This is a genomic window from Agrobacterium sp. 5Ca39 (genome assembly GCF_055382365.1).
In genome coordinates this window covers 1,932,952-1,959,802 of sequence record NZ_AP026437.1, presented here as the reverse complement: position 1 = coordinate 1,959,802, position 26,851 = coordinate 1,932,952, and the positions used below count along the sequence as shown (strand labels likewise).

General features: G+C 59.4%; 26 protein-coding genes and 2 pseudogenes. 15 read left to right on the top strand and 13 right to left on the bottom strand.

Annotated features, from left to right (window positions below; translation table 11 throughout):
• Positions 1-41 precede the first annotated feature (41 nt).
• Complete coding sequence (locus ACZ47E_RS22760) at positions 42-1,487, bottom strand: homospermidine synthase (RefSeq protein WP_004445823.1); 1,446 nt, start codon at positions 1,485-1,487, stop codon at positions 42-44.
• 252 nt (positions 1,488-1,739) lie between these two features.
• On the opposite strand from ACZ47E_RS22760, the gene ACZ47E_RS22755 reads away from it, so the two are divergent.
• On the top strand, positions 1,740-2,648 hold the full coding sequence (locus ACZ47E_RS22755) for a sensor domain-containing diguanylate cyclase (protein WP_006697187.1): 909 nt from the start codon (positions 1,740-1,742) through the stop codon (positions 2,646-2,648).
• On the opposite strand, the gene ACZ47E_RS22750 is transcribed toward ACZ47E_RS22755, so the two are convergent.
• Positions 2,645-3,280 carry an aminotransferase class IV family protein gene (locus ACZ47E_RS22750; RefSeq protein WP_022563064.1) on the bottom strand — a complete coding sequence of 212 codons (636 nt, stop codon included), beginning with the start codon at positions 3,278-3,280 and terminating at the stop codon, positions 2,645-2,647. The two genes, ACZ47E_RS22755 and ACZ47E_RS22750, sit on opposite strands and share 4 nt — an antisense overlap.
• Before the next feature lie 101 nt (positions 3,281-3,381).
• Positions 3,382-5,232, bottom strand: coding sequence for a M3 family oligoendopeptidase (locus tag ACZ47E_RS22745; protein ID WP_022563063.1), 1,851 nt, complete (start codon positions 5,230-5,232; stop codon positions 3,382-3,384).
• 170 nt (positions 5,233-5,402) lie between these two features.
• On the opposite strand from ACZ47E_RS22745, the pseudogene ACZ47E_RS22740 reads away from it, so the two are divergent.
• From ACZ47E_RS22740 to ACZ47E_RS22730, 3 genes and pseudogenes are all read left to right on the top strand, one after another.
• Positions 5,403-6,593: pseudogene (locus tag ACZ47E_RS22740) on the top strand (sigma-54-dependent transcriptional regulator); the annotation flags it as partial.
• A gap of 183 nt (positions 6,594-6,776) precedes the next feature.
• Positions 6,777-6,947 (top strand): annotated as a pseudogene (locus tag ACZ47E_RS22735) (helix-turn-helix domain-containing protein); the annotation flags it as partial.
• Between the two features lie 176 nt (positions 6,948-7,123).
• The gene (locus tag ACZ47E_RS22730; protein ID WP_022563060.1) at positions 7,124-9,028 is read left to right on the top strand and encodes a peptidoglycan L,D-endopeptidase MepK; all 1,905 of its coding nucleotides are present in this window, start codon (positions 7,124-7,126) and stop codon (positions 9,026-9,028) included.
• An 82-nt stretch (positions 9,029-9,110) separates the two neighbouring features.
• Here the strand turns inward: ACZ47E_RS22730 and pyk are convergent, their stop codons facing one another.
• Complete coding sequence (gene pyk, locus ACZ47E_RS22725; protein ID WP_004445813.1) at positions 9,111-10,550, bottom strand: pyruvate kinase; 1,440 nt, start codon at positions 10,548-10,550, stop codon at positions 9,111-9,113.
• Complete coding sequence (locus ACZ47E_RS22720; RefSeq protein ID WP_318252556.1) at positions 10,550-10,936, bottom strand: DUF1036 domain-containing protein; 387 nt, start codon at positions 10,934-10,936, stop codon at positions 10,550-10,552. Before ACZ47E_RS22720 ends, pyk begins: the two co-directional genes overlap by 1 nt.
• A 292-nt stretch (positions 10,937-11,228) precedes the next feature.
• On the opposite strand from ACZ47E_RS22720, the gene ACZ47E_RS22715 reads away from it, so the two are divergent.
• The 3 genes from ACZ47E_RS22715 to ACZ47E_RS22705 all read left to right on the top strand — a co-directional run bounded on the left by ACZ47E_RS22715 (position 11,229) and on the right by ACZ47E_RS22705 (position 12,743).
• Positions 11,229-12,017: an N-formylglutamate amidohydrolase gene (locus ACZ47E_RS22715; RefSeq protein ID WP_022563059.1), complete on the top strand. Its 789-nt coding sequence runs from the start codon at positions 11,229-11,231 to the stop codon at positions 12,015-12,017.
• A gap of 15 nt (positions 12,018-12,032) precedes the next feature.
• Positions 12,033-12,338 carry a DUF1244 domain-containing protein gene (locus tag ACZ47E_RS22710; protein ID WP_006697181.1) on the top strand — a complete coding sequence of 102 codons (306 nt, stop codon included), beginning with the start codon at positions 12,033-12,035 and terminating at the stop codon, positions 12,336-12,338.
• A gap of 147 nt (positions 12,339-12,485) precedes the next feature.
• Positions 12,486-12,743: a DUF2312 domain-containing protein gene (locus ACZ47E_RS22705; RefSeq protein ID WP_006314683.1), complete on the top strand. Its 258-nt coding sequence runs from the start codon at positions 12,486-12,488 to the stop codon at positions 12,741-12,743.
• Between the two features lie 68 nt (positions 12,744-12,811).
• Here the strand turns inward: ACZ47E_RS22705 and ACZ47E_RS22700 are convergent, their stop codons facing one another.
• The 5 genes from ACZ47E_RS22700 to ACZ47E_RS22680 all read right to left on the bottom strand — a co-directional run bounded on the left by ACZ47E_RS22700 (position 12,812) and on the right by ACZ47E_RS22680 (position 15,612).
• Positions 12,812-13,432, bottom strand: coding sequence for a hypothetical protein (locus ACZ47E_RS22700; protein WP_048902900.1), 621 nt, complete (start codon positions 13,430-13,432; stop codon positions 12,812-12,814).
• Between the two features lie 100 nt (positions 13,433-13,532).
• Positions 13,533-13,658: a type B 50S ribosomal protein L36 gene (gene ykgO, locus ACZ47E_RS22695; RefSeq protein WP_003497670.1), complete on the bottom strand. Its 126-nt coding sequence runs from the start codon at positions 13,656-13,658 to the stop codon at positions 13,533-13,535.
• A gap of 146 nt (positions 13,659-13,804) precedes the next feature.
• A complete protein-coding gene (locus ACZ47E_RS22690) occupies positions 13,805-14,881 on the bottom strand; it encodes a 5-(carboxyamino)imidazole ribonucleotide synthase (protein WP_022563057.1) in 1,077 nt (358 codons plus the stop codon).
• Positions 14,882-14,892: 11 nt separating this feature from the next.
• Complete coding sequence (gene purE, locus ACZ47E_RS22685) at positions 14,893-15,360, bottom strand: 5-(carboxyamino)imidazole ribonucleotide mutase (protein WP_034497641.1); 468 nt, start codon at positions 15,358-15,360, stop codon at positions 14,893-14,895.
• 48 nt (positions 15,361-15,408) lie between these two features.
• Positions 15,409-15,612 carry a YdcH family protein gene (locus tag ACZ47E_RS22680; protein WP_003497661.1) on the bottom strand — a complete coding sequence of 68 codons (204 nt, stop codon included), beginning with the start codon at positions 15,610-15,612 and terminating at the stop codon, positions 15,409-15,411.
• 234 nt (positions 15,613-15,846) lie between these two features.
• On the opposite strand from ACZ47E_RS22680, the gene ACZ47E_RS22675 reads away from it, so the two are divergent.
• Entirely contained in the window at positions 15,847-16,023 is a 177-nt protein-coding gene (locus tag ACZ47E_RS22675) for a YdcH family protein (RefSeq protein WP_003506164.1), read from the top strand.
• A 102-nt stretch (positions 16,024-16,125) separates the two neighbouring features.
• Here ACZ47E_RS22675 and ACZ47E_RS22670 read toward each other — a convergent pair whose 3' ends face one another.
• The gene (locus ACZ47E_RS22670; protein ID WP_004445798.1) at positions 16,126-16,890 is read right to left on the bottom strand and encodes a sulfite exporter TauE/SafE family protein; all 765 of its coding nucleotides are present in this window, start codon (positions 16,888-16,890) and stop codon (positions 16,126-16,128) included.
• Positions 16,891-16,994: 104 nt separating this feature from the next.
• On the opposite strand from ACZ47E_RS22670, the gene ACZ47E_RS22665 reads away from it, so the two are divergent.
• From ACZ47E_RS22665 to ACZ47E_RS22640, 6 genes are all read left to right on the top strand, one after another.
• Positions 16,995-17,648: a thiamine phosphate synthase gene (locus ACZ47E_RS22665; RefSeq protein WP_022563055.1), complete on the top strand. Its 654-nt coding sequence runs from the start codon at positions 16,995-16,997 to the stop codon at positions 17,646-17,648.
• Between the two features lie 8 nt (positions 17,649-17,656).
• Positions 17,657-18,757, top strand: a complete 1,101-nt coding sequence (locus ACZ47E_RS22660; RefSeq protein ID WP_022563054.1) for a tetratricopeptide repeat protein — start codon at positions 17,657-17,659, stop codon at positions 18,755-18,757.
• Between the two features lie 164 nt (positions 18,758-18,921).
• Entirely contained in the window at positions 18,922-19,722 is an 801-nt protein-coding gene (locus ACZ47E_RS22655; RefSeq protein ID WP_004445792.1) for an inositol monophosphatase family protein, read from the top strand.
• Positions 19,723-19,924: 202 nt separating this feature from the next.
• The gene (locus tag ACZ47E_RS22650) at positions 19,925-20,941 is read left to right on the top strand and encodes a hypothetical protein (RefSeq protein WP_004445790.1); all 1,017 of its coding nucleotides are present in this window, start codon (positions 19,925-19,927) and stop codon (positions 20,939-20,941) included.
• Positions 20,942-20,943: 2 nt separating this feature from the next.
• Positions 20,944-21,975: a peptidoglycan -binding protein gene (locus ACZ47E_RS22645; protein WP_004445789.1), complete on the top strand. Its 1,032-nt coding sequence runs from the start codon at positions 20,944-20,946 to the stop codon at positions 21,973-21,975.
• Between the two features lie 89 nt (positions 21,976-22,064).
• Positions 22,065-23,711, top strand: a complete 1,647-nt coding sequence (locus ACZ47E_RS22640; RefSeq protein WP_112635898.1) for an FAD-binding dehydrogenase — start codon at positions 22,065-22,067, stop codon at positions 23,709-23,711.
• A 1-nt stretch (position 23,712) separates the two neighbouring features.
• Here the strand turns inward: ACZ47E_RS22640 and ACZ47E_RS22635 are convergent, their stop codons facing one another.
• Positions 23,713-25,512 (bottom strand): ABC transporter transmembrane domain-containing protein, encoded by a 1,800-nt coding sequence (locus ACZ47E_RS22635; RefSeq protein WP_022563052.1) that lies wholly within the window; start codon positions 25,510-25,512, stop codon positions 23,713-23,715.
• Positions 25,513-25,772: 260 nt separating this feature from the next.
• Here ACZ47E_RS22635 and rpmE point away from each other — a divergent pair, with 260 nt between their 5' ends.
• Positions 25,773-25,994 (top strand): 50S ribosomal protein L31, encoded by a 222-nt coding sequence (gene rpmE / locus ACZ47E_RS22630; RefSeq protein WP_003497640.1) that lies wholly within the window; start codon positions 25,773-25,775, stop codon positions 25,992-25,994.
• A 152-nt stretch (positions 25,995-26,146) separates the two neighbouring features.
• On the opposite strand, the gene rcdA is transcribed toward rpmE, so the two are convergent.
• A complete protein-coding gene (gene rcdA, locus ACZ47E_RS22625) occupies positions 26,147-26,662 on the bottom strand; it encodes a protease adaptor protein RcdA (protein WP_003506184.1) in 516 nt (171 codons plus the stop codon).
• Positions 26,663-26,851 lie beyond the last annotated feature (189 nt).

The window sequence follows — 26,851 nt, the reverse complement described above, 5'->3', positions numbered from 1 at the left end:
GTTCAGGAAAGTCCCGGCGTGGCAAATATGAGACTCTTCCATCAGCGCACGAGGATGTTGCGGAACTGCCAGGGATCGGACTTGTCGAGATTTTCGGGGAACAGGCCGGGACGACCATCAAGCGGTGTCCAGTCGGTATAATGACCCTCGACCGGGCCGAGATAGGGGCGCTGCACTTCAAGGCAGCGGCGATAGTCCATCTCGTCGGCTTCGACGATGCCAACCTGAGGATTTTCGAGCGCCCAGACCATGCCGGCCAGCACCGCCGAACTGACCTGCAGTCCGGTCGCGTTCTGGTTCGGGGCAAGCGACCGCGCCTCTTGCAGGCTGAGCCGGGAGCCATACCAATAGGCGTTTTTTTCGTGACCATAAAGCAGGACGCCCAGCTCGTCGGCGCCATCGACAAGCTCGTCTTCGCCCAGCACATGCTGAACCGGCTGGGGAATGCCGCCATTGCCGAAGAGTTCATGCAGGGAGAGAATCGCGTCGTTGCAGGGATGGTAGGCATAATGACAGGTGGGTCGGTATGTCACGTCGCCACCATCATTGCGGACGGTGAAATAATCCGAAATCGAAATCGCCTCATTGTGCGTGACGAGAAATCCATATTGCGGCCCAAGGCCCGGGCACCATGTGCGTACTCTTGTGTTGGCGCCCGGCTGATCGAGATAGATCGCTGCCTTGCTGCCCTTCTTCTGTTTTTTTGCGTTTTTCGGCATCCAGTTCTCATGCGTTCCCCAGCCGAGCTCGGCCGGCTGAAAACCTTCCGCGATAAAACCTTCGACGGACCACGTGTTCCAGAAAGCGCCGAAGGGCTTGGGTTCTTTCGCCCGCTGGGTGTCGCGTTCAGCCACGTGAACACCCTTGACGCCAAGCCGCTCCATCAGTTTCGCCCAGCCTTCCCGGTCATGGGACTGCGGCTCCTCGATGTCGACGCCGATATCCTTTGCGAGATTGACGAGTGCCTGTTTCACGAACCACGAGACCATGCCCGGATTGGCGCCGCAGGTCGAAACGGCCGTCGTGCCGCCGGGTCTGCGCGCCTTTTCCTTGAGCATGGTCTCGCGCAGCGAATAATTCGTTCTCGCGGCATTGTCGGCATCGGCATCGAAATAAAAGCCGGGCCATGGCTCGACGACGGTGTCGATGTAGAGCATGCCGTGTTTACGGCAGATCCGCATGAGATCGACGGATGCGGCATCCACGGAAAGGTTGACGCAGAAACCTTGACCCCGCACGCCTTTAAGAAGCGGCTTGAGAACCTCCTTATAGTTCTCCTTTGTCAGGTGTGTCTGGATATGACGGATGCCCTTCTCGGCCAGAAACGGGGCGATGTCTGCGCGCGGATCGATGACCACGAGGCGGGTCCGGTCGAAATTGAAATGACGTTCGATCAACGGAAGAGTGCCGCGCCCGATGGAGCCGAAGCCGATCATGATGATTGGGCCATCGATATCGCCATAAATCGGGTGGTTTGCGTCCGTCATTCGTCAATTTTCCTTTTTCAGCCAATAAGTAAGCTAGATCACAAAAGCGTGCCACAATAAAGGGCAGGCAGATGACGGACATATGACGGTGCTGCCCGCAAGGTCAGTTCAGCTTCTCTTCCCTTCATTCTGCCTCTTCGCATTTTGGAGGGCGCGTTTATAATTGAACTCTTCTTTTCGCCATCGACCAAGGCTCGGGGAGGGCTTGACGGGATGATGGAGGAGGGATTTCTCCATCACAGGAGTTGCCTGTTGAGTGATCTTTTCGCGCGTGTAACAGCGCTTCAGAGTGCCACCCCCGTTTTGATCGCCCTCTATGATTCCGACGATCGGTTGCGGCATGCCAATCCGTCGTTTCGGGAGAGCTTCAGGCTTGCCGAAGATGATTTTCCGACCTGGGCGGATATCATGCGGCTGAACCACCGGCTGCGGACCGGTGTCGTCATTCGCAACAATGATTTCGAGGGATGGCTGCTGTCGGCGCAGTCCCGTCGCGGCAAGCTGCCTTACCGCGCCTTCGAGATGGACATGTATGACGGCCGCTGGTTCTGGATGACGGAAACGGTGCAGCAGGATGGCTGGATGCTGTGCGTTGCAAGCGATGTCACCGAATTGCGCCAGGGTTACAGAACGCTGAGGCAGGACAGGGATCTGGCCGTACGCGCCTCCCAGACGGACGAACTCACGGGAACGGCGAACCGTCGCTTCGTCTTCGCCAAGCTGGCGTTGCAGGTCGAGCAGGTCTCAAAGGGGCTGGAGGCCTCTTTTTGCCTTTGCACGCTCGATATCGATTTTTTCAAGCAGATCAATGATCGTTTCGGTCATAAGTGCGGTGACGCGGTGCTGCGCGATTTTGTCGGCGTCGCCCATTCCGTCATCCGCAGGGTCGATTGTTTCGGCAGGATCGGTGGTGAAGAATTCATGCTCGTCCTGCCGAGAACGTCTCTCGCCGAGGGGCGGGACATTGTCGAGCGGCTGCTGCAGCGAGTTCGGCTTTCGCGACCTCTTGCGGATTTTCCGGATTTCTCCTACAGCTGCTCGGCCGGCATGACGGCCTATCGGACGGCGGAAAGCGCGGACGATATTTTCACGCGTGCCGATCAGGCCCTTTATGCGGCCAAGGAGAAGGGCCGCGACCGGCTTCTGGCGGTAACGGTTTAGATGAGTTCCGCCGCAACCAGCCCATGCAGCGAATTGCCGACGAAGAGCCTGCGGCCGGCAATGTCTTCCGGCCTCAGCGCCTGGCCACGCGCCTTGCGTTCGCGGATCAGATCGGCGCGCAGCACGCCCGCCAGAATGCCGCTGTCGAGCGGTGGCGTCAGCAATTGCCCATCTGGCATTTCCACGAAAATGCTGGTCGATGATCCCTCGCACAATTCGCCGCGTTCGTTGAGCAGCAGCACCTCGTCGGCCTCTCCGGCTGAAAATTCAGCACGGGCGGCGTCATAGGGTTCGCGGCGCGAGGACTTATGGCGATAGAAGGTATCAGTGGAATCGAGTGTGACGTTCCGGGCGATACGAACCCGCCAAACCGTATCCTGTCGCAGGGGCTCGAACTCGGTGGTTTCGATGTCCAGTTCCCCCTTGTAGTTCATCACCAGCCTGACGCAGAGCGGCTTGTCGCCGCCCACCGCCTTTTCCAGCGCCTGAACCGCATTGACCGGGGCACGGAAACCGAGCGCGTCGGCAGAGCGCAGCAGCCGGCGGATATGCTGGTCAATGCGCTGAAAGCCGGTCTGTGGCTCCCAGCGCAGCGTTTCCCTCAAGGTCAGATCGGCGGGTTTGCGTTTCATGGCCTGTGCTCGTCGCCCGAAATTGATGACCGGCATCCTGTGCCGGCACTATCAACCGGCAAAGCTTATCCGGAACAGGATAGCCCTGCCGGTGGATGAGATTAAGCCTGCCTGTTATCCAGCGCTTCCAGCTCGTCGATCAGCCCCTCGATCATCGAAAGCCCCTTGTCCCAGAAGGAGGGATCGGTCGCATCAAGGCCGAAGGGCTTCAGGAGTTCCGAATGGTGCTTGGTGCCGCCCGCCCTCAGAAGCTCAAAATACTTCTCCTGAAAGCCCGACTCGGCCTTCTGGTAAACCGCATAAAGCGAGTTTACCAGGCAATCGCCAAAGGCATAGGCGTACACATAGAAGGGCGAGTGGATGAAATGGGGGATGTAGGTCCACCAGGTTTCATAGCCTTCGGAAATCCGGATCGCCGGACCCAGGCTCTCGGCCTGAACCGAAAGCCACAAGTCGCCGATCTGCTCGGAGGTCAGTTCACCCTGCTTGCGCGCAGTGTGAAGCTTGCGCTCGAATTCATAAAAAGCAATCTGGCGCACGACCGTATTGATCATGTCCTCGACCTTGCGGGCGAGCATGGCCTTGCGTTCCCGAACATCCTTCGTGTCATCGAGCAGTTTGCGGAAGGTCAGCATTTCCCCGAACACCGAGGCCGTTTCAGCCAGAGTGAGAGGCGTCGCGCACATCAGGGCCCCCTGTTCGCCGGCCAGAACCTGATGCACGCCGTGGCCAAGCTCATGGGCAAGCGTCATCACGTCGCGTGGTTTGCCGAGATAGTTGACCAGCACATAGGGATGGGCCGAGGGCACGGTGGGATGTGCAAAGGCACCCGGCGCCTTGCCGGGGCGGGCAGGGGCGTCGATCCATTCTTCATCGAAGAAGCGGCGGGCAATATCGGCCATTTCCGGCGCGAAGTCGCCATAGGCGGAAAGTACGGTATCCTTTGCCTCATCCCACGAAATGATCGTGTTCGACGTATCGGGAAGGGGCGCGTTGCGGTCCCAATAATTCATCTGCTCCATGCCCAGCCACTTCGCCTTCATGGCGTAATAGCGATGCGAAAGGCGCGGATAGGCTTTTTTGACTGCCGCCGCCAGCGCATCGACAACCTCGCGCTCGACGCGGTTCGCCAGGTGGCGGCTATCGGCAATATCCTCGAATTTGCGCCAGCGGTCGGAAATATCCTTGTCCTTGGCGAGCGTGTTGGTGATGAGCGTGAAGACCCGCAGATTGGCCTTGAAGGTGCCGCTCAGCGCTTCCGCCGCCTTCTTTCGGGTTTCCGGTTCCGGCTCCTGAAGCATGTTGAGCGTCACTTCCAGCGGCAGGCTTGCACCGTCTATGTCGAAACGCAGATCTGCCATCGTCTCGTCGAAGAGGCGGTTGAACGCCGCCGCGCTGGTCATCGATTTTTCAAGGAAAAGCTGTTCGAGCTGATCATCGAGCTGGTGCGGCTTGTCCTTGCGCAAATCCACAAGCCAGGGGCGGTAATGCCCTGCAGCCGCATCATTCACCATGCAGGCATCCATCGTGGCGTCGTCGATGCGGTTGAGTTCGAGCGTGAAGAACAGGAGGTGGGAGGAAATATCCGTCAGTTTCGCCTGGGCGTCGCCGTAGAGTTTGCCGTTTGCCGGATTGGATGTGTCGGAAAAATAGGTGAGCCCGGCAAAAGAGCCGATGCGGCCGATAAGATCGTCCAGCGCTTCATATTCCTTCAGCGCCGCGCCGATGCCCTTTTCGCCTGTCGCTTTTGCGGCGGCCTCAAGCTTGCCCTTCCATTTCTGCTCAAAAGCAGCCGCCATCGACGCCGCTTTCTCCAGGTCACCCCTGTATTCGGCCGAATCTCCCGACGGATAAAGGTCCGAAAGCTTCCAGCCGGGCAGGTCGCCGAGCAGTGGGGTGGCTGTTTCGGCGAGGGCGAAGACAGGCTGCGGAACGGGTTGGTTGAGGGTCATCGGATATGTCCTTCTGATTATGCTTTGCGCAGCATATGGGGCCTTTGTTTCCCGCGGCAATGGATAAAATGCAAGCAATTCTCAAAACTGGATGTTCAAGTCTCCCGTGCCAGAGTGCGGCACAAGGGACCGCATGACGCAGGTCCATAAACCGGAAACCGGAGCTAAAAATGACCGCGCATGTTCTTGTGATAGACGACGATCCCGTCCAGCGCCGCCTGCTCAAAAATGCGGTGGAACGTTATGGGCACCTGGCCCTGCTTGCCGAGAACGGCAAGGCCGGCCTGGAGCTCCTCAAGCAATATAGCGGTGAAATAAATGTCGTCGTCCTCGATCTCATGATGCCGGAGATGGATGGTCTCGGCTTTCTGAAAGCCGTCGGTGAACTGGGCGTCGACGTTCCGGTCATCGTCCAGACGGGGCAGGGCGGCATCGACACGGTGGTGCAGGCAATGCGCGCCGGCGCCTTCGATTTCGTCGTCAAGCCGGTCTCACCGGAAAGGATCGGCGCCGCCATCTCCAATGCGCTCAAGCTCGACAGAAGAGAGGCAAAGGCCCGCACGGGCAGGCGCGGACGGAGCAATGCAGTGAATTTTACCGATATCGTTTCCGCAAGCCCCGCAATGCTGAGGGTGATCGAACTGGCGCAGCGCGCCGCCCAGTCCAGCATTCCCGTGGTGCTTGAGGGTGAGTCGGGCGTGGGCAAGGAAATGGTCGCCCGGGCCATCCAGTCCGCCGGCGACCGGGCGAACAAGCCCTTTATTACAGTCAATTGCGGCGCTATTCCCCATAATCTCGTGGAAAGCATTCTCTTCGGTCACGAGAAGGGCGCCTTCACCGGCGCGACGGAAAAGCACGTCGGCAAATTCATGGAAGCGGATGGTGGCACGCTGTTCCTGGACGAGATCGGCGATCTGCCGCTGGACGTGCAGGTCAAGCTGCTGCGCGCCGTCCAGCAAGGCGAAATAGAAACCGTCGGTTCCGCTCGGGTGCAGAAAGTAAATGTGCGGCTGATCTCGGCCACCAACAAGAATCTCATCGAGGAGGTCAAGGAAGGCCGCTTCCGCGAGGATCTTTATTATCGCCTCAACGTCTTTCCGATTACCATTCCCGCCTTGCGTCGCCGGAAGGAAGATATCCCCCACCTCGCACGGGTGTTTGCCGAACGTTTTTCCGCGGAGCAAAAGCTGCCCAATCCCGTCGGCCTGGATGCCAGCGCGCTGGCGCTGCTGACCGCTTATGACTGGCCCGGCAATATTCGCCAGCTTGAAAATGCCGTCTTCCGCGCCGTCGTGCTGTCGCAGGGCGGGGAACTGTCGGATGCCGATTTTCCGCAGATCGCGCTGCAACTGCCGGAATTCTCGACAGGCGATGACGCGGAGGATGTCATCCGCTCGCCATCCGGATCGTCACTGAAGCTCGCAGCCTATTCGCCACCGGCACCAGCCGTCGAAAACCATGTCGTCACGGATGAACCGGCGGATGTTTCCACCACCATTTACAGGGGAGGAAGCCTGATCTCCAGCACGGATGAGACAGGCAACATCCGCAAGCTGGCGGAGATCGAAGAGGAGCTTATTCGTTTCGCCCTGCGTTTCTATCGCGGGCAGATGAGTCAGGTCGCCAGAAAGCTCGGCATCGGCCGCTCGACACTTTATCGCAAGCTGAAGGATTACGGCATCGATCCCGATGATCCGCTTCGAGACGTCGCATGATCGCGCAAGGCACTTATTCGAGGGCAGATCGCAAAATTCGTTAACTTCTGAGCAAGGATATCCGCTTACCGTCTATAAACCTCTTGTTAGTGGCTGATTCACTATATAGAGGAAGGTTGTATGTGTGTGGCAATTTTGCCATCGTGTCACCGTATTTGACGTTCATTTGAGGCAATGTGACAGAAATTGTCTTCCAGGCGGGGATCGAATTGCCATATCTGCATCGGAATAACGCGCTTTCAGGCAAGATGGCGCGCGGCTTGATCAAGGATATATGCACGAAGCTGTCGGCACGCGCTGTCACCTTTGCCTGCCTGATGCTCGCCGCAATGCCTTTCGTTGGTGTTTCGGCGACGGAAGCCGCCGCCGAAACGCGCAGTCTCAAGCTGTATTATATCCACACACGCGAGAAGGCGGTCATCACCTTCAAGCGCAATGGAAAATATGACCAGAAGGGTCTGCAGGAGCTGAACCGATTCCTGCGCGACTGGCGTCGCAACCAGCCGACACGCATGGACCCGCGCCTTTTCGATCTCGTCTGGGAAGTCTATCGCCGCAGCGGTGCCACTGATTATATCAACGTCGTGTCGGCTTTCCGCTCGCCTGAAACCAATGGTCTTCTGCGCACGCGCACCAAGGGTGTCGCAGAAAAGAGCCAGCACATGCTGGGCAAGGCCATGGACTTTTATATCCCCGGCGTGAAACTTTCCCGTCTTCGCGAGATCGGCATGCAGATGCAGATCGGCGGCGTCGGTTTCTATCCGACATCGGGATCTCCTTTCGTGCATATGGATGTCGGCGGCGTTCGTGCCTGGCCGCGCATGAGCCGCCAGGAACTCGTCCGCATCTTCCCGAATGGCAATACGCTGCATCTTCCTTCCGATGGTAAGCCGCTTCCCGGTTATGAGCAGGCGCTTGCCGATTACAAGAAGCGCGTCAGTTCCTCTTCCATTCAGGTTGCTTCCAGTGCCGGTGCCGGTCCGGCCTCTTCGGGCGGCGGCAAGCGCAAGACACTGTTGCAGGCCCTGTTTGGCGGCGGTGACGAGGATGAAGATCCCGATAGCATCGCAGCGCCCGAGCCCGCCGAACGTCCGGCGGTTGCTCGCCCGGCAGCTCCGCAGCAGGCGGCTCCTGAGCCCGAACCGACAATCGCCGTTGCTTCGGCCCAGGCACTTCCGGGTGTGACCGATGCCCCGTTGCCCACGGCCCGTCCCGCATTCGGCAACCAGCCGCCTGCCAATACCGGCCTTGCGACCGCGCTTTATTCGCCGGCGCGTAACGCAGCCCAGGATGCGCTGCAGGCTGCGACCACACCGACGCCCACATCCGCGCCTGCCGAGCGTCAGCAATTTGCCGATCTCGCCGAGGTTTCAGTTCCGGTGCCGACGCTTCTCGGGCCGCGTGGCATGAAGGGGGATGCCGAGGGTTCTGTTCTCACCGCTTCCGCTGAAGGCGCAACGCCCGCAGCAACGGGCGAACTGGCCTCTGTCCCGGTCCCCGCCAACCGTCCGGCTGTTGCGGAAGCCCTGCTGGCGGCCGCGAATGCCGATCCGGAGGGTGAAGACGACTTCGCCGAGACGCAGCAGGATACACTTTCACCAACAGTGGTCGCAGCTCTGGAACAGAGCGGTCAGGCTGCCCGGTCGCAGGTTCAGTCAGCCGTCACGCCGACAGCCGCTCCTTTCCCGGCCGCCGTCAATCACAAGGTCACGGTCGCACCTGCTGAAACGGCCAAGGCAGAACCACAGCCCGGCTTCGGTGACGCTTTTGATCTGAAACCTGCCATCAATAGTGGTCTCACTGCCGGCCTGCCGACCAAGGGTGCACGCCCGAGCAAGCAGGATGCTGCGGTTTCCCACCAGGCTATGGTCGGCGGCGGGCGTCTGACACAGGACCTGATTTCGGATTGGGCGCTCAATCAGAACAAGGGCACGACCGGGCGCTCGGTCAAGGCGCCGCGGGTTGTCGCCAACCGCATGCTGAGCCACGATATGTCGGCTTCCGCGACGTCGGCAAGCTTCAAGCCGGGCGCGGTCGCCATCGAATCGAGCCGCTTCAGCACGCCGGTCAAGATGCACTGAGCCTTCATTGCCAATGCGGCCCGAGAGGCCAATAAAAAACCCGCCGGTGACGGCGGGTTTTTTTGTTCCTGATATCTGTCCGTCAGACGCCGCTCTGGCCGTCCGAGCCAATATAGGCAATACGCACCATGTTGGTCGCGCCGGGTGTGCCGAGCGGAACGCCGGCGGAGATGATGATACGGTCACCCGGTTTGCCGAAGCCTTCGGAAACGACGATGCGACAAGCGCGGTTCACCATGTCGTCCAGATCGCTGGCGTCGCCGGTGACGACGCAGTGCAGACCCCAGACAACCGACAGTCGGCGTGCGGTCTGGATGATCGGCGAGAGGGCGATGATCGGAACCTGCGGCCGCTCACGCGACGCGCGCAGACCTGTCGTGCCCGACGATGTGTAGGTGACGATCGCCGCAAGCTTCAGGGTTTCGGCAATCTGGCGGGCGGCCAGTGAAATCGCATCGGCGCCTGTCGGTTCCGGCTGGGCGCGCTGCGCGTAGATGATGTTGGAATAATGCGGATCCTGTTCCACGGTGCTTGCGATGGAGGCCATGGTGGAAACGGCTTCGACCGGATAATCGCCAGAGGCAGACTCGGCAGAGAGCATGATCGCGTCAGCGCCTTCGAAGACGGCGGTGGCGACGTCGGACACTTCAGCGCGGGTCGGTACAGGCGCTGTTATCATCGATTCGAGCATCTGCGTGGCAACCACGACCGGCTTGCCTGCGCGGCGGCAGGCGCGGGTCAGCTGCTTCTGAATGCCGGGAACGGCTTCCAGCGGCATTTCGACGCCAAGGTCGCCACGGGCAACCATCAGGGCGTCAGAAAGCTCGATGATTTCTTCGATGCGCTCGACCGCCTGCGGCTTTTCAATCTTGGACATAAGGCCGACGCGGCCGCGTGCGATCTTGCGCACTTCAGCCAGGTCCTCAGGACGCTGGACGAAGGAAAGCGCGACCCAGTCTACCTCGTTGGTTTCCAGCACGGCATCGAGGTCGACGCGGTCCTTGTCGGTGAGAACGCCGACGCCGAGCAGAGTGTCGGGCAGGCTGATACCCTTGCGGTCGGAAATGCGCGTGCCGGAAATGACCGTGGTGACGATGCTCTTGCCGTCGCTCTTTTCAGCGCGCAGATGCAGCTTGCCGTCATCGATCAGCAGGCGATGGCCCGGTTTGACCGCCTCGAGAATTTCGGGGTGCGGCAGGAAAACGCGGGTGTTGTCGCCAGGTGCGTCGTTGTTATCAAGGGTGAAGGTCTGGCCAGGTACGAGCTCGACCTTGCCTTCCGCAAATTTTCCGACGCGCAGCTTGGGACCCTGCAGGTCGGCCAGAATGCCGATGGGGCGGCCGTTGCGGCTCTCGACCGAACGGATGCGCTGAATGAGCGTCCGCATCAGGTCGTGGCTCGCATGGCTCATGTTGATCCGGAAAAGATCCGCGCCGGCGAGATGCAGCTTTTCGATCATGGCCTCATCGGAGGAGGCAGGGCCGAGAGTTGCAAGAATTTTGACTTTGCGGTTACGCTTCATCAGTTTTGATTTCCCTGTGTGCCTGGCGTATCGGAAAGCTGGACCATCCAGCTGCCCTGTCTGCCCGTGTCATATTCCTTGAAACCCATTCTCTGGAAGCTGCGGGCATAACAATCATCCACACCGGTGATCTTGAACTCGTTTTCCGCCACGCACATGTTGACGTCACCGGTCCAGCGGCCGCCATGAGCGGCATCCTCGGCATAGAGATAATAATAACGTGACTGCAGTTCACCTTCGATCAGCGTCGCGCAGGTCGAGGCGGGGACCTGCCACCAACCTTCGCTGACCCAGCCCTCCTGTGCCCGATAGCCAATTGCGACCCCCACGAGATTCTGCGTGCTGTTGCAGACGCGAAAATCCGCATACGCGGGCGCCGCGATCATGAAAGGGGTCAGAAACAATGCCGCTATGGAAAAAAGACGGGCGAGGTGCCTGATGTGGCGGGGACGAGCGAGAGATGACTGAGTCACGGCTTCCATCCGGATTCCATGGTTATAATGAACACACTTCTTGGCGTGGCCGCCCAAGAAAGTCAACGCGAGTTTAATCGATTATATTGTTCGTGGGATCGTGAGTGCGATAAGGTAGATGGCTGTTCTTCCGCCGTAACTTGCGCCCGGCCTCAAGCCATGCCATCAAGCTTCTCTCCTCAATGCTGCCCCAGAAAAATCATCGATGAACGACTTCATACCCTATGAAATCATAGAAGGCGATTATGACAAAGGCATGGTTCTGCTGGCAGACCACGCCATGAACCTTCTGCCGGCACACTACGGCAATCTTGGTCTTCCGCAAACCGCTTTTCATCGCCACATCGCATTTGATATCGGTATAGAGGAGCTAACGCGCTCGCTGGCTGCGCGCCTTGGCGTGCCGGCGGTGCTCGGGCGTTTCTCGCGGCTGCTGATCGATCCGAATCGTGGTGAGGATGATCCAACTCTCATCATGAAAATCTCGGACGGAGCGATCATCCCCGGAAACCATCCCATTTCCGACCAGGAATGGCAAAGGCGGATCGAGACTTTTCACCGGCCTTATCACAATGCCGTGGACAGCGTGCTGACCCGTGTGGCCGAGGCCTCGGAAGAAGCGCCGCTCGTCCTGTCACTGCATTCCTATACACCGTTCTGGAAGGAAACGCCGAGGCCATGGCATGCGGCGGTTCTGTGGGATACGGATCATCGCGCGGTCGATCCGCTGCTGGCGCATCTGCGCGCTACCGGCGACATTCTCGTCGGCGACAACGAACCCTATGACGGAGCACTCAAGGGCGATACCATGTATCGTCATTGTATGGCGAAGGGTATACCGCACGCACTTCTGGAGGTCAGGCAGGATCTGATCGGCAACGAGGAGGGGATCGCCGAATGGTCAGACCGGCTCGCTCCCATTTTTGCCGCAATGAATGACGATCCGGTTCTGCATGAATATCAGCAGTTCGCTTCCCGCACCGGCCCCTATTGAGCCTGGAGTTTCGCCATGACAAATGAGAACGACAACGGGCAGATCGAGTTTGAGGCGGCCGCATTCCGGCGTCTCGTCAAACATCTTCGTGAACGCCACGATGTGCAGAACATCGACCTGATGAATCTCGCGGGCTTCTGCCGCAACTGCCTTTCCAACTGGTACCGTGAAGCGGCCGAGGAAGCGGGTGTTCCGCTCAGCAAGGAAAAATCCCGGGAAATCGTCTACGGCATGCCCTATGAGGACTGGAAAGAGAAATACCAGGGCGAAGCGAGTGGCGACCAGAAAGCCGCTTTCGAGCAGAACCGGCCCAAGGAATAAGTCTTCACCGACGGAATCGACTTGACGGGACGCCTTTCAGTGGGCAGTTCACAGGCCTGAATTTTGCTGCCTGCTGGCAGCGACCGGCGAACGCCTTGCCAGTTTGAATGAACAAGGCCCACATGCGGGCCGCCAATGAAGGATGATATGATGGACGAAACCAGCACCACCGAAACCGTCGCCGCCGCCGAACTGCGTCAGTTCATCGAGCGCGTCGAGCGCCTCGAAGAAGAAAAGGCTGCTATTCAGGGTGATATCAAGGATGTCATGGGCGAAGCGAAGGGGCGTGGGTACGATACCAAGGCGATCCGCACCATCATCCGCCTGCGCAAGAAGGATGCCAACGAGCGCATCGAGGAAGAAACGATTCTTCAGACTTATATGGCCGCGCTCGGCATGGAATGATCGGCTGAAAATGCCTCAATGAAAAATCGCCGCTTCTGCGGCGATTTTTGTTTAAACTGCCCTCGACATCAGCCGCGCGTGCCAGCCAGCTTTTCTGAAAGGTCGATGGCTTCCTTGCGGGCGTCCTTGTCTGCAGGATAAAGCGCCAGATAACGCTCCCAGGCTTTCAGCGCCAGCTCGTCGCGGCCGGAGGCTTCGAGGATGTTGGCCAGGCTTGCGATGGCCGGGAAATAGCGCGGCTCTTTTTCCAGTGTCAGGTTGATATCCGCCATTGCCTTGCGAGCGTCGCCATCGGCGAAATGGACCATGGCGCGGCGATAGGGCGCCTGGACATAGTCGGGATCGAGCAAAACAACCTGGTCGAGAAAATCGTAAGCGGCGGCGTTGCGCTTTTCGTCGGCAGCTTCACCCGCCCATTGCATCAGGAGATTGATCGTTGCGCTGCCGGAATCATTCCATTCGGAGGCGATCTGGTTGGCGATGCTGCGCGCCTTGACCGCATTCCGTTCCTTTTTCAGCGAAGCGAAAAGCGTGTCGATTGTCTTGGCGGGTGATGGCGCCGATTCGACAGTAACAGCTGGCTTTCCGTCTGCCGCTTGGGCAACAGCAGCCGTTCCCGCAAACGCGAGGCTTGAGACCATTAAGCCCTGAGCAATAATGAGAGCGGTGCAAAAACGATTTGGGCGCATGGGTTAAAGCTTAACCCGACTGCGCCCAATATCAAATGCAAACTTCTGGTCTGTCAACAAAGTGATCCGCGATCTGATCGCGAAACGCAGTCGCAGTCAATCAGCCCTGACGAGCCTTGAAGCGCGGGTTCTGCTTGTTGATGATGTAGACGCGGCCCTTGCGGCGAACCAGGCGGTTATCGCGATGACGGGCCTTAAGCGCTTTAAGCGAATTCTTGATCTTCATTTTACTGGTCCGCAGTTTTGCACGGTTTGTGCCGTGCTATTCAAACAATCAAAAGCGCGCAACGGGGCGCGCTCTTTTCGGTTGGCAGGCAGATACCTGTTTGAGCCCTGCCTGTCAACACTTGCCCGCGTCTTTGCCTTAAAAGACTAGGCTTTTCCTGTGTGCAGAAGCTGCGTCACGTGGCCCATCTTGCGGCCCGGCCGTGCTTCCGTCTTGCCGTAGAGGTGGACGAGACAATCTTTCTTCGACAGCCATGCCGGTACATCGTTGATGTCGTCGCCGATCAGATTGGTCATGATGCAGTCGGAATGGCGATCCGTGTTGCCGGGGTTAAGGCCCGATACGGCGCGGATATGCTGTTCGAATTGCGAGATCACACAGGCCGCCTCCGTCCAATGGCCAGTATTGTGCACGCGGGGCGCCATTTCATTGGCGACCAGCGATCCATCCGGCAGGACGAAAAACTCAATGCCGATAACGCCGACGTACTCCAGGGCGGCCAGGAGCTTTTCCGCCGATTGCACGGCAATACCCCTTGCGGCATCCGAAAGTGCGGCCGGCACGGTAGATGTGTGCAGGATGCCGTTCAGATGAACGTTCTCGGCCGGATCGTAACAGGTTACGGTCCCGTCCCGGAAACGGGCGGCGATGATCGAAATTTCGCGTTCGAAGGCGATGAAGCTTTCAAGAATCAGGGGCACGCCGCCAAGCGCTGCAAACGCGCCCGCGAGGTCTTCGCCACCCCGGAAGAGGCGCTGGCCCTTGCCGTCATAACCCATGCGACGGGTTTTCAGCACACCTTTGCCGCCAAAGGCGGCCAGCGCGGCTTCCAGCTCTTCCTGGCTATCCACGGCGTGGAAATCGGCGGTTGGAATGCCGCAATCGTTGAGGAAGCGTTTTTCCGTCAAGCGATCCTGTGAGGCGCTGAGCGCCTGTGCCGGCGGATAAACGGGAACCGAGGCGCTGAGTTTTTCTGCCGCGGCGACGGGCACGTTCTCGAACTCGTAGGTCACGACATCACAGCGGCTTGCGAGTTGCGCAAGTGCTTTTTCGTCATCATATGCTGCCACGATCTGGTCGTTGCAGGCCTGTGCCGCGGGACAATCCGCCTGCGGCTCCAGCACGATGGTACGGTGGTTGAGACGCGCCGCGGCCATCGCCAGCATGCGGCCGAGTTGCCCGCCACCGATGATGCCGATGGTGAGGTTGGTTGTTTTTGCCATGTCGTTTGTCGTCACTGGGCGCTGTCCATGGGGTATTCCGCGACAGCCGCCGACTGGCGCGCACGCCAGGCGTCCAAACGATCGGCAAGGTCTTCATCGCCAAGCGCCAGCACCGCGGCCGCGAGAAGGGCCGCATTGATCGCGCCGGCCTTGCCGATCGCGAGCGTGCCGACAGGGATGCCGGCGGGCATCTGCACGATGGAATAGAGGCTGTCCTGACCGGACATGGTCTTCGATTGGACCGGAACGCCGAAGACCGGAAGCGGCGTCATGGCAGCTGTCATGCCCGGCAGATGGGCAGCGCCGCCGGCGCCCGCAATAATGACCTTGAAGCCTTCGTCTTTCGCGCCGTTGGCGAAATCGTAAAGCCGGTCGGGGGTGCGATGGGCGGAAATGATGCGGGCTTCGTATTCGATGTCGAGCGCATCCAGCGTGTCGGCGGCGTTCTTCATGGTCTCCCAGTCGGACTGGCTGCCCATGATGATGGCGACGGGGGGCGTTTCTGCTGTCACGTAATGTCTCCGGGCTCAGGCGATGATATCGGGAATGACCTGATCTTCCAGCTGCGTCATCTTGTCCTTGACGGCCAGCTTCTTCTTTTTCATGCGTTGTATCCGCAGCGCGTCGCAGCTGGTCTGGATCATCGCATTGATCGCCGCGTCATAATCCTCATGCTCCTGGCGCAGCCGCGCCAGCGTGAGCCTGATGTCCGCCTGGTCCTGATCGGGCATCTTGTCATCCCCATTTTATGCCAGCCGGATAGCCTCCGGCGCGTATGTGATCGTTCACGAGCCTCTATCATCAAATCGCGGTAACGGGAAGTTATCCCTTGCGACCAAATTGCCCACTTATTGCCTTCATTTCGCCTTCGACAAGCCGATCGATCCGTGTCACATTGTCGTCGCAAACCTGAAACTCCAGCGATGGAGAGCTGGAGGTAGGTTCAAAAAGGAAGGACGTGCCGCATGACCATTCAGGCTCATATTGCATCGCTCGAAAAGAAACACGGTGCTCTGGAGGAGGAGCTCGAAAGTATTCTTGCTTCCCCGTCGTCTGACGATAGAGAGATCGCGGACCTTAAACGTCGTAAACTGCGCCTGAAGGATGAACTCCAGAGGCTCAAAGCCTCCACAAGACATTGATTTATGGCAGATCGCTGGCCCTCGATGAATGAGGGGTCGGCGGTCTGACCCTTTCGAGCTCTGGCGGCGAAAACCTGCTGCCAGAGCTTTTTTATTGCCGTATTAGAACGGCAGTCCGTCCCACAGCAGTTTCAGTGCCGCAATCAGCGCCATGGCATACATCAGCGGGTAAAACACGGATGGTTTAAGGTATTTCACCACTCTTGCACCGGCCAGCGTCGCCAGCATCGCGACAGGCAGCAGACTTGCCGATGTCTTGAGGTTGGTGGCGTCGAGCGCGCCAAGTGCGAAATAGGGTATGAGCTTGATCGCATTCATGATCGCGAAGAAGCGCACGCTCATGCCGGTATAGGTCTTCGGGTCGAGTTTCAGCGGCAGAACGTAGATCTGGAAGGGCGGTCCACCCGCATGGGCCACGAAACTCGCATAACCGGACAGGCTGGACCAGAGCGTGGCCGCGGCCGGCCTTTGCGGTTTTGCCGGAATTTCCTGACCGTTGCGGCTTTTGAAACTCTCATAAAAGTAACGCAACACGAACAGGATCGTGACCGAGGCGACGACGAGACGCATGGCATCTGCGGAGATCATGCTCGAAGTTGCCCAGCCGAGCGCAATGCCGGCGATAGCCCCCGGCAGCATGACAAGGAGCGTCTGGCGATGGTTGTAGTGCCGCCAGGCGAAGAGCGCGACAATATCCATGACGATCAGGATCGGCAGGAATATCGCCGCCGCCTGCACGGGCGATACGGCAAGCGCCATCAGTGGCACGCCCATCAGCGCCAGCGCGCCGCCCAGTCCCCCTTTGGAAAGGCCGACGAGAACCACTGCGGGAATGGCGACGAGATAAAAATGAAAATCGGTCAGCATGGATGTATGGTTGATCCTTTCGCCGGTCCGGTTTATCGGATTTGTCATATGAAAACGAGTGCAGATCGCGTCGGAAGCGTCGTCTGCTTGAAATGGACGAAACGATGAGCATTGTTGAAGACCGTTGCCGCCTTGTCCTGATCGTCCCGCAATCGGACGATGCGCAAAAGCAGGCGGCAGATGTGGAAGCCGCGCTGCGGGGAGGCGATGTCGCTTCGGTCATCATTCCGCAATATGGTCTGGATGACGCCGCTTTCCAGAAACGCGCCGAACTGATCGTACCCCTCGTGCAGGCGTCGGGTGCCGCAGCGCTCATTGCCGGTGACAGCCGTGTTGCCGGCCGGGTGAAGGCAGACGGGCTGCATGTGGTCGGTAACGCCGAGGCGCTTTCGGAGGCTGTGGAAAAATCCACCCCGAAACTGATCGTCGGCGGCGGAAATGCCGATGACCGCCACAAGGCGCTGGAGCAGGGCGAGGCCAATCCGGATTACGTGTTTTTCGGGAAGCTCGAAGGCGACATCAAGCCCGAGGCGCATCCCAAGAACCTGGCGCTCGGTGAGTGGTGGGCGTCGATGATCGAAATCCCCGCCATCGTCATGGGCGGCACGGACCTCTCGTCCGTGGTTGCCGTGGCGGAGACGGGCGTGGAGTTCGTGGCTATGCGCAGCGGCGTTTTCGATAATGTCGGTGGCGCCGCCCAGGCCGTTTCTGAAATCAACGCTTTGCTTGACGAAAAAGCGCCACGGTTTGACGGTTGATACAGGCGATGATCATGCGCTCGCTTCATTTCTGCCTCTCTGTTTCACTGCTGGCGTTTGCTTTCGCCGCGCCGGCGGGCGTCGCTCTTGCTCAATCCGGGCCGCAGAGTGAAAACAATGCGCTTTCCCGACAGCTGGAAAATGAGGCTCAGCCGACCCGTCAGGGCAGGGTGCAATCTGAAGAGCAGAAGGACTTGCAGCCCTCAGCCGGCGTGAACGTCTATCAGCGCATGGGTGCGGATCTGCCGGCACTGCCGCCTGAGAAGGAATTCAAGGGCCGGGTGGATGAGGCCTATGGCCATTTCCAGCGCGGCGAATATGTGCAGGCGCTTGATAAGGCGCTGAACCGCGCGCAGAACGGTGACGCACCCGCCCAGACGCTGGTGGCGGAAATGATGTCGCGCGGACTTGGCATTGCACGTGACGAGAAAACAGCCGCGTTCTGGTATCAGCAGGCCGCACAGGGCGGCGATCCCGTCGCCATGTTCAAATTTGCCCTTATCCTGATGGAAGGAAAATTCGTTACGCGTGACAAGGCGAAGGCCGATGATTTCATGCGTCGTGCAGCGGAAGCCGGCAACGCCTCTGCCCAGTTCAACTGGGGCCAGATATTGGTTTCGGAAAATCCGGGCGCCAAGGGTCTGCTGATGGCTTTGCCCTTCTATGAAAAATCCGCCGAACAGGGCATTGCCGATGCGCAATATGCGGTATCGCAAATTTACTGGTCCGTGAAGGATGTGCCTGCCGAGAAAAAGGCAAAGGCTCGCGACTGGTTGATGCGCGCCGCAAAGGCCGGCTATGACACTGCACAGGTCGATCTCGGTATCTGGCTGGTCAACGGATTTGGTGGCGAGCGTAATCTCGACGAAGGCTTCCGCTGGCTCTATGGCGCAGCACAGCGCGGTAATGTCGTGGCGCAGAACAAGGTTGCGCATCTCTATATTCAGGCACTCGGTACCCGGCCTGATCCGGTTGAGGCAGCCAAATGGTACGTGCTTTCCCGCCGCGCAGGATTGAAGGATCCGTCTCTCGAGGACTTCTATCTCGGCATCAATGACGAGCAGCAGAAGAAGGCGATCGAGGCCGCAAATCGTTTCCGTCCGACCTGATGGAAGGGTTGCGTTCCCTGGCCGCGGTTGACCCATGGGCTTTTTACCTTGAATTTCCGCGCGTTTTGTGGTCTTGAACCGCAAACTTTCAATTCAAGAAAATAATGACGTGCCTGCCCGGTGAGCTTCCGGGCGGTTCGCAAGCTTTCCAGGAAAAAACATCGATGGCCCGTTCAGCCCTTCTCAATGTCATGGTTCAGGCCGCCATCAAGGCGGGTAAGTCTTTGTCGCGTGACTTCGGTGAAGTGCAGAACCTGCAGGTCTCGGTCAAGGGACCGAGCGACTTCGTTTCGCAGGCGGATCTGAAGGCCGAGAAGATCGTGCGCGAGGAGCTGATGAAGGCGCGCCCTACCTATGATTTTCTGGGTGAAGAAGGCGGCGAGGAAAAGGGAACCGATGGTGCACATCGCTGGATCGTCGATCCGCTCGATGGCACGACCAACTTCCTGCACGGCATTCCGCATTTTGCGGTTTCCATCGCACTGGAGCGTAACGGCGAAGTCGTCGCCGGTGTGATCTTCAATCCTGCCACCGACGAACTCTACACCGCCGAGCGTGGCGGCGGCGCGTTCCTCAACGATCGCCGCATCCGCGTTGCCGCGCGCAAGGCGCTGACGGATTGCGTCATCGGCTGCGGCGTGCCGCATCTCGGCCGCGGCAACCACGGCAAGTTCCTGGTCGAGCTTCGTCACGTCATGGGGGAGGCTGCAGGCATCCGTCGCATGGGTGCGGCGTCGCTCGATCTCGCCTACGTTGCCGCTGGCCGTCTCGACGGTTACTGGGAAGCCGATCTTTCGCCGTGGGACATGGCGGCCGGCCTCGTGCTGATTCGGGAAGCCGGTGGTTTCGCCTCCGACATCAAGGGCGGCACGGATATCTTCGGCAGCAGTTCCGTTGCTGCGGGCAACGAATATATCCACAAGGCGCTCGTTGAGGTGGCCAACCGCCCTATTCCGGGCCGCTGATTGGTTTTCAGCAGAAAACCTGCCGTTTTTTACAAGTTTTCGATGCCCGGCGAATGTTCGCCGGGCATTTTTGTTTTCCCTCACCCGGCTCCATCCCTTCTTTCGTGAAAAGCCTGTGACGAAAGACCGGCTTTTCGCTTCAAATCGTCGCAATTTTCAAATAGCTTCCGCTGGATAGCTGACCAAAGGGAATGCGAACGTTATGGCGGATTCGGAGCTGCTCGATCTTGGCGTCGAGAAACCGGTGACCACACGGGAATACAGCCACAAGCTGTCCAGCCCCACACCGTTTCTCTGGACTATGGTTCTGTTTCTGATCCTCGTCGGCTTTCTGGCAGCGATTCTCTATCGGCAGGCGCACACCGCCTTCATGACCAATCCGGGGCTCAACGGCTTCATTCTCGGCGTGCTCGCCATCGGCATCATTCTGGTGTTTACGCAGACGATGAGCCTGCGTTCGGAAGTCCGCTGGTTCAACGCCTTTCGTGCCGCCGGCAGCGTCGAAAAGGTCGGTCGCGCGCCCAAACTGCTTGCGCCGATGAGCACGCTGATCGGCAAGCGTGGTGAAGTCCGCCTTTCTGCCGTTACGCAACGCACGATCCTCGATTCCATCGCAACGCGCCTCGACGAGACGCGTGATACTTCGCGTTATCTCGTCGGCTTGCTGGTATTTCTCGGCCTGCTCGGCACCTTCTGGGGTCTTATCGGCACCATTGGCGCCATCAGCAACGTCATCCAGTCTCTCGACCCAAGCGCCGGTGACAGCAATGATATTCTCGGTTCGCTCAAGGCCGGTCTCACCGCGCCGCTGGCGGGTATGGGAACGGCCTTTTCCTCGTCACTGCTCGGTCTTTCCGGTTCGCTTATTCTCGGTTTTCTCGATCTTCAGGCCGGCCGCGCCCAGAACCGTTTCTACACCCAGCTTGAAAACTGGCTTTCCTCGGTGACGGATACGACGGACGCCCCAAGGGAGTCCCGGGGCGACGCAGGGGCCGTGGTGAGCACCGAGCGTTCGCTCGCGGCCATGACCAGTCTTGCCGAAGGCATTCAGGGTCTGGTCAAGAACATGCGCAGCGAACAGCAGATGTTGCGCGACTGGATCGAGGCGCAACAGGAGGAATCCAAATCGCTCCGCCGCACGCTCGACCGGCTTTCGGCGCGGATTGACAGCGATACGAAGTCTTCCGGACGCACCCGGCACGATAACGGGAGCGAATAGCCATGGCGCTTGCGCGCAACCGCCGCCGCGACAGGGGTGTGGATTATTGGCCGGGCTTCGTCGATGCGCTGTCGACGCTGCTGATGGCCATCATGTTTTTGCTGACGGTCTTCGTGCTCGCGCAATTCGTGCTGTCGCGTGAGATTACCGGCAAGGACGAGGTGCTGACGCGTCTCAACAGCCAGATTGCCGAATTGACCGAACTTCTGGCCATGGAAAAGGGCAACAAGCAGGATGTGGAGGACGCCTTGGCGAGCCTGCAATCCACTCTTGCCGCGTCTGAGAATGAACGGTCGCGGCTGCAGGCACTGCTCGACGCCGGCTCGGGCAACAATGCCAGCGCCAACGCCCGTATCGGCAGTCTCACCGGTGAACTGGACGAGCAGCGGCAGGCCAATTCCCGCGCCTCCGCGCAGATCGAGTTGCTCAACCAGCAGATTGCGGCGCTGAGGGCGCAGATTGCCTCGGTCGAAGCCGCGCTGCAGGCTTCGGAAGCCAAGGATGCCTCTTCTCAGGTCAAGATCGCCGATCTCGGCCGCCGCCTCAATGTCGCGCTGGCGCAGCGGGTGCAGGAACTGAACCGCTATCGATCCGACTTCTTCGGGCGGTTGCGCGAAATTCTGTCCGATCGTGAAAACATCCGCATCGTCGGCGACCGATTTGTCTTCCAATCCGAAGTGCTCTTCCCTTCCGGCGGCAATGAACTCAATCCGGAAGGGCAAGCGGAAATGGCGAAGCTCGCAACCGCGCTGCTTGATCTCGCAAAGGAAATCCCGGCGGAGATCAACTGGGTCCTGCGCGTCGATGGCCATACGGATAATGTCCAGCTCTCTGGCTCCGGCCGCTACCGCGACAATTGGGAACTCTCCTCGGCCCGTGCCACTTCGGTTGTGAAGTTCCTGATCTCCAAGGGCGTGCCGGCAAACCGTCTGGTCGCTGCCGGCTTTGGAGAATATCAGCCGATTGCAGAAGGTGACTCACCGGAGGCACGGCAGCAGAACCGCCGTATCGAACTCAAGCTGACCGAGCGCTGAAATCGCGGACCGCATCTGGGCGGTTGCCTTCCGACGAAAGTAAACTTACGTTCGCGTAAAAGTAATTCCGTCATATCTGGGAGGGGCTGATGGAACGCTATGATGTGATCGTTGTCGGGGCGGGGCTTGCCGGACTGGTTGCGGCAACGGAGGCTGCCGAGCGAGGTCTCAGCGTCTGCGTGGTTGATCAGGAGGGTGAGCGGAACCTGGGCGGACAGGCCTTCTGGTCGCTTGGCGGCCTGTTTTTCATCGATAGCCCAGAACAACGTCGGATGCGCGTGCGAGACAGTCTCGACCTTGCGAGGCAGGACTGGTTCGGTTCGGCCGGTTTTGATCGCCCGGAAGATCACTGGCCGCGTCGCTGGGCAGAGGCCTATCTCGATTTTGCTGCCGGTGAGAAGCGGGAATGGCTGCACCGCATGGGTATGCGCTGGTTTCCCGTTGTCGGCTGGGCCGAGCGTGGCGGCGGTTTGGCCGATGGCCATGGCAATTCTGTTCCACGCTTCCATGTCACCTGGGGCACAGGCCCCGGGGTGCTTGCTCCCTTCGTTAAAAAGGCAAAGCTTATCGCGGCGGATGGGCGGCTATCCTTCCGCTTCCGCCACCGGGTTGATCGGCTGGATATCGCCGATGGCCGGGTGACCGGCGTTTCCGGTGCGGTTCTTGCAAGCGATCCCGTGCAACGCGGAGAGGAGAGCAGCCGGGAAGAGCAGGGCGAATTCAGTCTTTCCGCTGCTGCGGTCATTGTCAGTTCCGGCGGCATCGGCGGTAATCAGGAGCTGGTGCGGCGAAAGTGGCCCGTGGAACGACTGGGCCAGCCGCCGCAAAACATGGTTTGCGGTGTGCCGGCGCATGTGGACGGCCGCATGATCGCCATCACCGAGGCGGCGGGTGGCGGGGTCATCAACCGTGACCGCATGTGGCATTACACCGAGGGTGTCAAAAACCACGACCCGATCTGGCCAGGTCACGGCATCCGCATTCTGTCCGGTCCTTCGTCCTTCTGGTGCGATGCGAATGGTGACCGGCTTCATGCGCCGGCCATGCCTGGCTTTGATACGCTTGGCACACTGAAGATGCTGGGTGAACGTGGCAGCGGTTACAGCTGGTTCATTCTGACCAAAGCGATCATCAAGAAGGAGTTCGCGCTTTCGGGTTCGGAGCAGAATCCTGATCTGACGGGCAAGAATATGCGCCTGTTGCTGAAAAGGTTGGGAAAGGAGCCGCCTGGACCCGTGCGGGCTTTCATGGAACGGGGCGAGGATTTCGCCGTTCGTGATACGCTGGAAGAATTGGTGCCTGCGATGAACGCCATCGCCGGAAATGATCGTCTGGACACCAACCACATCCGCCGGCAGATCGAAGCGCGCGACCGCGAGATTGAAAACGGCTTTAGCAAGGATACGCAGGTAACGGCGATCCACGGTGCGCGCCGTTACCTCGGTGACCGGCTGATGCGAACGGCGAAACCGCATCGCCTGCTCGATCCTGCCATGGGGCCTTTGATTGCCGTGCGTCTGCATGTGCTGACGCGCAAGACCCTGGGTGGCCTGCACACCGACCTTGAGGCGAGGGTGCTGGACGCCGGCGGTGAGCTGGTGCCGGGGCTTTATGCCGCTGGCGAGGTGGCTGGTTTCGGCGGTGGCGGCATGCATGGATATAAAGCGCTTGAAGGCACTTTCCTTGGAGGATGCCTGTTTTCCGGGCGCGTTGCGGGGCGCAGCGTGCTGACGTAACTCAGGCCTGTGCGCGCAGTTCTTCGGGCCCCGTCTGGAATTGCAGACGGGCGAGCCGGGCATAGAGACCGTTCTGGTGAATGAGACTCTGATGCGTGCCTTCCTCGATGATGCGGCCTTCATCCATCACCAGAATGCGGTCGGCTTTGAGAACGGTGGCAAGGCGGTGGGCGATGACAATGGTGGTGCGGCTGCTCATGAGCTCATCGAGAGCCTTCTGTACCAGTGTCTCGCTTTCCGCGTCGAGCGCCGACGTGGCCTCGTCCAAAAGCAGGATAGGTGCGTTGCGCAGGATGGCGCGGGCAATGGCGATGCGCTGGCGCTGCCCGCCGGAAAGCGTCACGCCGCGCTCTCCCACCTGGCTGTCATATCCGTCGGTAAGGCGTTCGATGAAGCTGTCGGCCTGCGCGGCGATGGCGGCGGCGCGCACTTCTTCCCGTGTCGCGTCAGGCCGTCCAAAGGCGATATTGTCATGGATGGAGGAGGCGAATATCGCCACATCCTGCGGGACGATGGACAGGCGCGCCCGCAGATCGGCGAGCTTGACGTCGCGGATATCAGCGCCGTCAATGGTGATACGGCCCTGCTGCGGATCGTAAAAGCGCATCAGCAGCGAAAAGACCGTGCTCTTGCCCGCACCGGAGGGTCCGACGATGGCGACGGTTTCGCCGGCGCTGACTTTGAAGGAGAGGCCGGAGACGATCGGCCGTCCTGCCGCGAGCGGGTAGACAAAATCGACATTCTCGAATGCGGCTTCGCCACGCGGTGGCTGGGGCAGAGTGACGGGCGCGACGGGATCGAGAACCGGCGAGCGCTCGTCCAGCAGTTCGGACAGCCGTTCCGCCGCGCCGCCGGCCTGCGCCAGTTCTCCCCAGACTTCCGAGAGCTGGCCAAGGCCGCTGGCCGCGATGACCGAATAAAGCACGAACTGACCGAGCGTTCCCGCGGTCATGCTACCGGACAGGACGCTTTGTGCCCCATACCAGAGAATGCCGACAACGCTGCCGAAGACGAGCGTGATGGCGACGGCGGTGAGGATGGAGCGTGCGCCGATGGCGGCGCGTGCGCCCTGATAGGCCGCTTCCACCGAAGCGCCATAACGGGCATTCGCCAGCGTCTCGGCATTGAAGGACTGTACGGTGCGGCTCGCCGCAATCGTCTCGGAAGCATAAGCGGCGGAGTTGGCCAATGTGTCTTGTGTGGTGCGGGAGCGGGCGCGAACCGAGCGCCCGAAGGCAATCAGGGGAAAAACGATAAAGGGAATGGCCAGCAGCGCGAGTCCGGAAAGACCGGGGCTGGTATAGATCATCATCGCCACGGCGCCGCAGCACATGATGATGTTGCGCAACGCCACCGACGCAGATGAGCCGAATGCGGAGCGGATCTGCACCGTGTCGGCCGTCAGTCGCGAGGTGAGCTCGCCTGAGCGGTTGGCATCGAAGAATTGCTGTGACAGCGTGGTGAGGTGGGCGAACACATCGCGGCGCAAATCGGCAACGACCCTCTCGCCGATCGTCATGACATAATAATAACGCATCGCGCTGGCGAGTGCGAGAACAACCGCAATGGCCAAAAGCATGGCGAAGTAGCTGTTGATCATACCGCCATCAGGCGTCTGAAAACCGTGATCGATGATGCGGCGAACGGCGAGCGGCAAGGCGAGAGTCGTGGCGGAAGACAGAACAAGTGCAAAAAGAGCCGCAGCCATCAAGCCACGATAACGCCTGAGATAAGGAAACAGGCCAAGGAGCGGTTTCAGGCTTCTCTGTTTCACCGCTTTATGCTGTTCGATGTCTGCCACGTCCTCTATGCTCCTCGTTCTTCGCCATTTTTCGGCCTTTTGCGGGCGAATTTCCGGTCTGCGGTAAAATTCCCGCCCGGCAGCCATCTCCTTTCACAAGGGGATAGCAGGCTCTTGTTATCTCGGCGACCTTCATGTATAGGCTCCGCATCGAATTGGGAAGCCATAGCCCATCTGGACTATGGCTTCATTTATTGAATTGGCTCAGTTGACGCAATTGCGGCAAATGGACCGCACGTCACTTAACCAGGAAGATTGTCATGAAGGCTGATATCCATCCCGATTATCACACGATCAAGGTGGTCATGACCGATGGCACCGAATACGAAACCCGCTCTACCTGGGGTTCGGAAGGCGCCGTCATGAACCTTGAAATCGACCCCAAGTCCCATCCGGCATGGACGGGCGGCAACCAGCAGCTTATGGACCGCGGTGGTCGCGTTTCCAAGTTCAACAAGCGTTTCGGCGGCCTCGGCCTCTGATTCCCCTGCGGACGGATTGTTAAAAAAGCCCGGTTTTACCGGGCTTTTTTGTTGCGCTGTTTTGGCGATGGCATCTACCCGGCATGACCGCTGAAACAAAAAAGCAGGCCGGTGAGCCTGCTTTCAAATTGTCCACTCAATGTGGTGTTTTCTCAGTTGATCGAGAAAGCCGTGCGCAGAAGGTTGAGCTGCGCCTGAACGCTGTTCTCATTGTCCGGCACCTTCGCGGCTTCGGAGGGGCGATAGATTTCGCGGTCGAGCAGGGCGATGCGGTTCTGGAGACGCAGCGAGCGCTCGATAAGATCGCGGAAGGACTCCGGCAGGTCGTTCCAGCCGGGCGCGTTGCGGTCGACGTTGAAGCTGTCGAGGCGAACCTTATTCTTCTCGCTCAAAACCTGATCGCGGGTCATTTCACCGTTGTTGACGGCGCGCTGGAGCAGCAGCCAGGAGGCCATCTGCATCAGGCGAGTCGTGAGGCGCATCGATTCCGCGGCATAAAGCACTGAGGCCATGCGCGGCAGAACTTTCGAGGCAGCGCGGCCGGCGCCGTCGAGATAGCTCGCAGTTTCCTCCACCAGGGTCATGCCTTCGGTATAGAGGGTCTTGAACTGGTTGGAAGCAGCCGCGCGCCCCGCAAAGCTTATGGTATTTAAAACCTGTTCCGACATTTCTTTAAATCCCTGCTCACGCACCACACTGTCAGGCAACGACGATCCGGATATTTTGTTCCGGCCTTTAGTGTTTTCAGGATGGTATCTTTACCTGAAATGCGCAAGGCAATTATTAAAGAAGGGTTAATACCCACAGTTTTACCGAAGCCGGCGGCGGCAAAAAAAGAGCCGCGAAAGCGGCTCTCA

Coding starts and splice junctions, on each gene's coding strand:
- ACZ47E_RS22760 (WP_004445823.1), bottom strand. CDS start 1,487: ATGACGGACGCAAACCACCCGATTTATGGCGATATCGATGGCCCAATC.
- ACZ47E_RS22750 (WP_022563064.1), bottom strand. CDS start 3,280: ATGAAACGCAAACCCGCCGATCTGACCTTGAGGGAAACGCTGCGCTGG.
- ACZ47E_RS22745 (WP_022563063.1), bottom strand. CDS start 5,232: ATGACCCTCAACCAACCCGTTCCGCAGCCTGTCTTCGCCCTCGCCGAA.
- pyk (WP_004445813.1), bottom strand. CDS start 10,550: ATGAAGCGTAACCGCAAAGTCAAAATTCTTGCAACTCTCGGCCCTGCC.
- ACZ47E_RS22720 (WP_318252556.1), bottom strand. CDS start 10,936: ATGATCGCGGCGCCCGCGTATGCGGATTTTCGCGTCTGCAACAGCACG.
- ACZ47E_RS22715 (WP_022563059.1), top strand. CDS start 11,229: ATGAACGACTTCATACCCTATGAAATCATAGAAGGCGATTATGACAAA.
- ACZ47E_RS22710 (WP_006697181.1), top strand. CDS start 12,033: ATGACAAATGAGAACGACAACGGGCAGATCGAGTTTGAGGCGGCCGCA.
- ACZ47E_RS22705 (WP_006314683.1), top strand. CDS start 12,486: ATGATGGACGAAACCAGCACCACCGAAACCGTCGCCGCCGCCGAACTG.
- ACZ47E_RS22700 (WP_048902900.1), bottom strand. CDS start 13,432: ATGCGCCCAAATCGTTTTTGCACCGCTCTCATTATTGCTCAGGGCTTA.
- ykgO (WP_003497670.1), bottom strand. CDS start 13,658: ATGAAGATCAAGAATTCGCTTAAAGCGCTTAAGGCCCGTCATCGCGAT.
- ACZ47E_RS22690 (WP_022563057.1), bottom strand. CDS start 14,881: ATGGCAAAAACAACCAACCTCACCATCGGCATCATCGGTGGCGGGCAA.
- purE (WP_034497641.1), bottom strand. CDS start 15,360: ATGGGCAGCCAGTCCGACTGGGAGACCATGAAGAACGCCGCCGACACG.
- ACZ47E_RS22680 (WP_003497661.1), bottom strand. CDS start 15,612: ATGCCCGATCAGGACCAGGCGGACATCAGGCTCACGCTGGCGCGGCTG.
- ACZ47E_RS22675 (WP_003506164.1), top strand. CDS start 15,847: ATGACCATTCAGGCTCATATTGCATCGCTCGAAAAGAAACACGGTGCT.
- ACZ47E_RS22670 (WP_004445798.1), bottom strand. CDS start 16,890: ATGCTGACCGATTTTCATTTTTATCTCGTCGCCATTCCCGCAGTGGTT.
- ACZ47E_RS22665 (WP_022563055.1), top strand. CDS start 16,995: ATGAGCATTGTTGAAGACCGTTGCCGCCTTGTCCTGATCGTCCCGCAA.
- ACZ47E_RS22660 (WP_022563054.1), top strand. CDS start 17,657: ATGATCATGCGCTCGCTTCATTTCTGCCTCTCTGTTTCACTGCTGGCG.
- ACZ47E_RS22655 (WP_004445792.1), top strand. CDS start 18,922: ATGGCCCGTTCAGCCCTTCTCAATGTCATGGTTCAGGCCGCCATCAAG.
- ACZ47E_RS22650 (WP_004445790.1), top strand. CDS start 19,925: ATGGCGGATTCGGAGCTGCTCGATCTTGGCGTCGAGAAACCGGTGACC.
- ACZ47E_RS22645 (WP_004445789.1), top strand. CDS start 20,944: ATGGCGCTTGCGCGCAACCGCCGCCGCGACAGGGGTGTGGATTATTGG.
- ACZ47E_RS22640 (WP_112635898.1), top strand. CDS start 22,065: ATGGAACGCTATGATGTGATCGTTGTCGGGGCGGGGCTTGCCGGACTG.
- rpmE (WP_003497640.1), top strand. CDS start 25,773: ATGAAGGCTGATATCCATCCCGATTATCACACGATCAAGGTGGTCATG.
- rcdA (WP_003506184.1), bottom strand. CDS start 26,662: ATGTCGGAACAGGTTTTAAATACCATAAGCTTTGCGGGGCGCGCGGCT.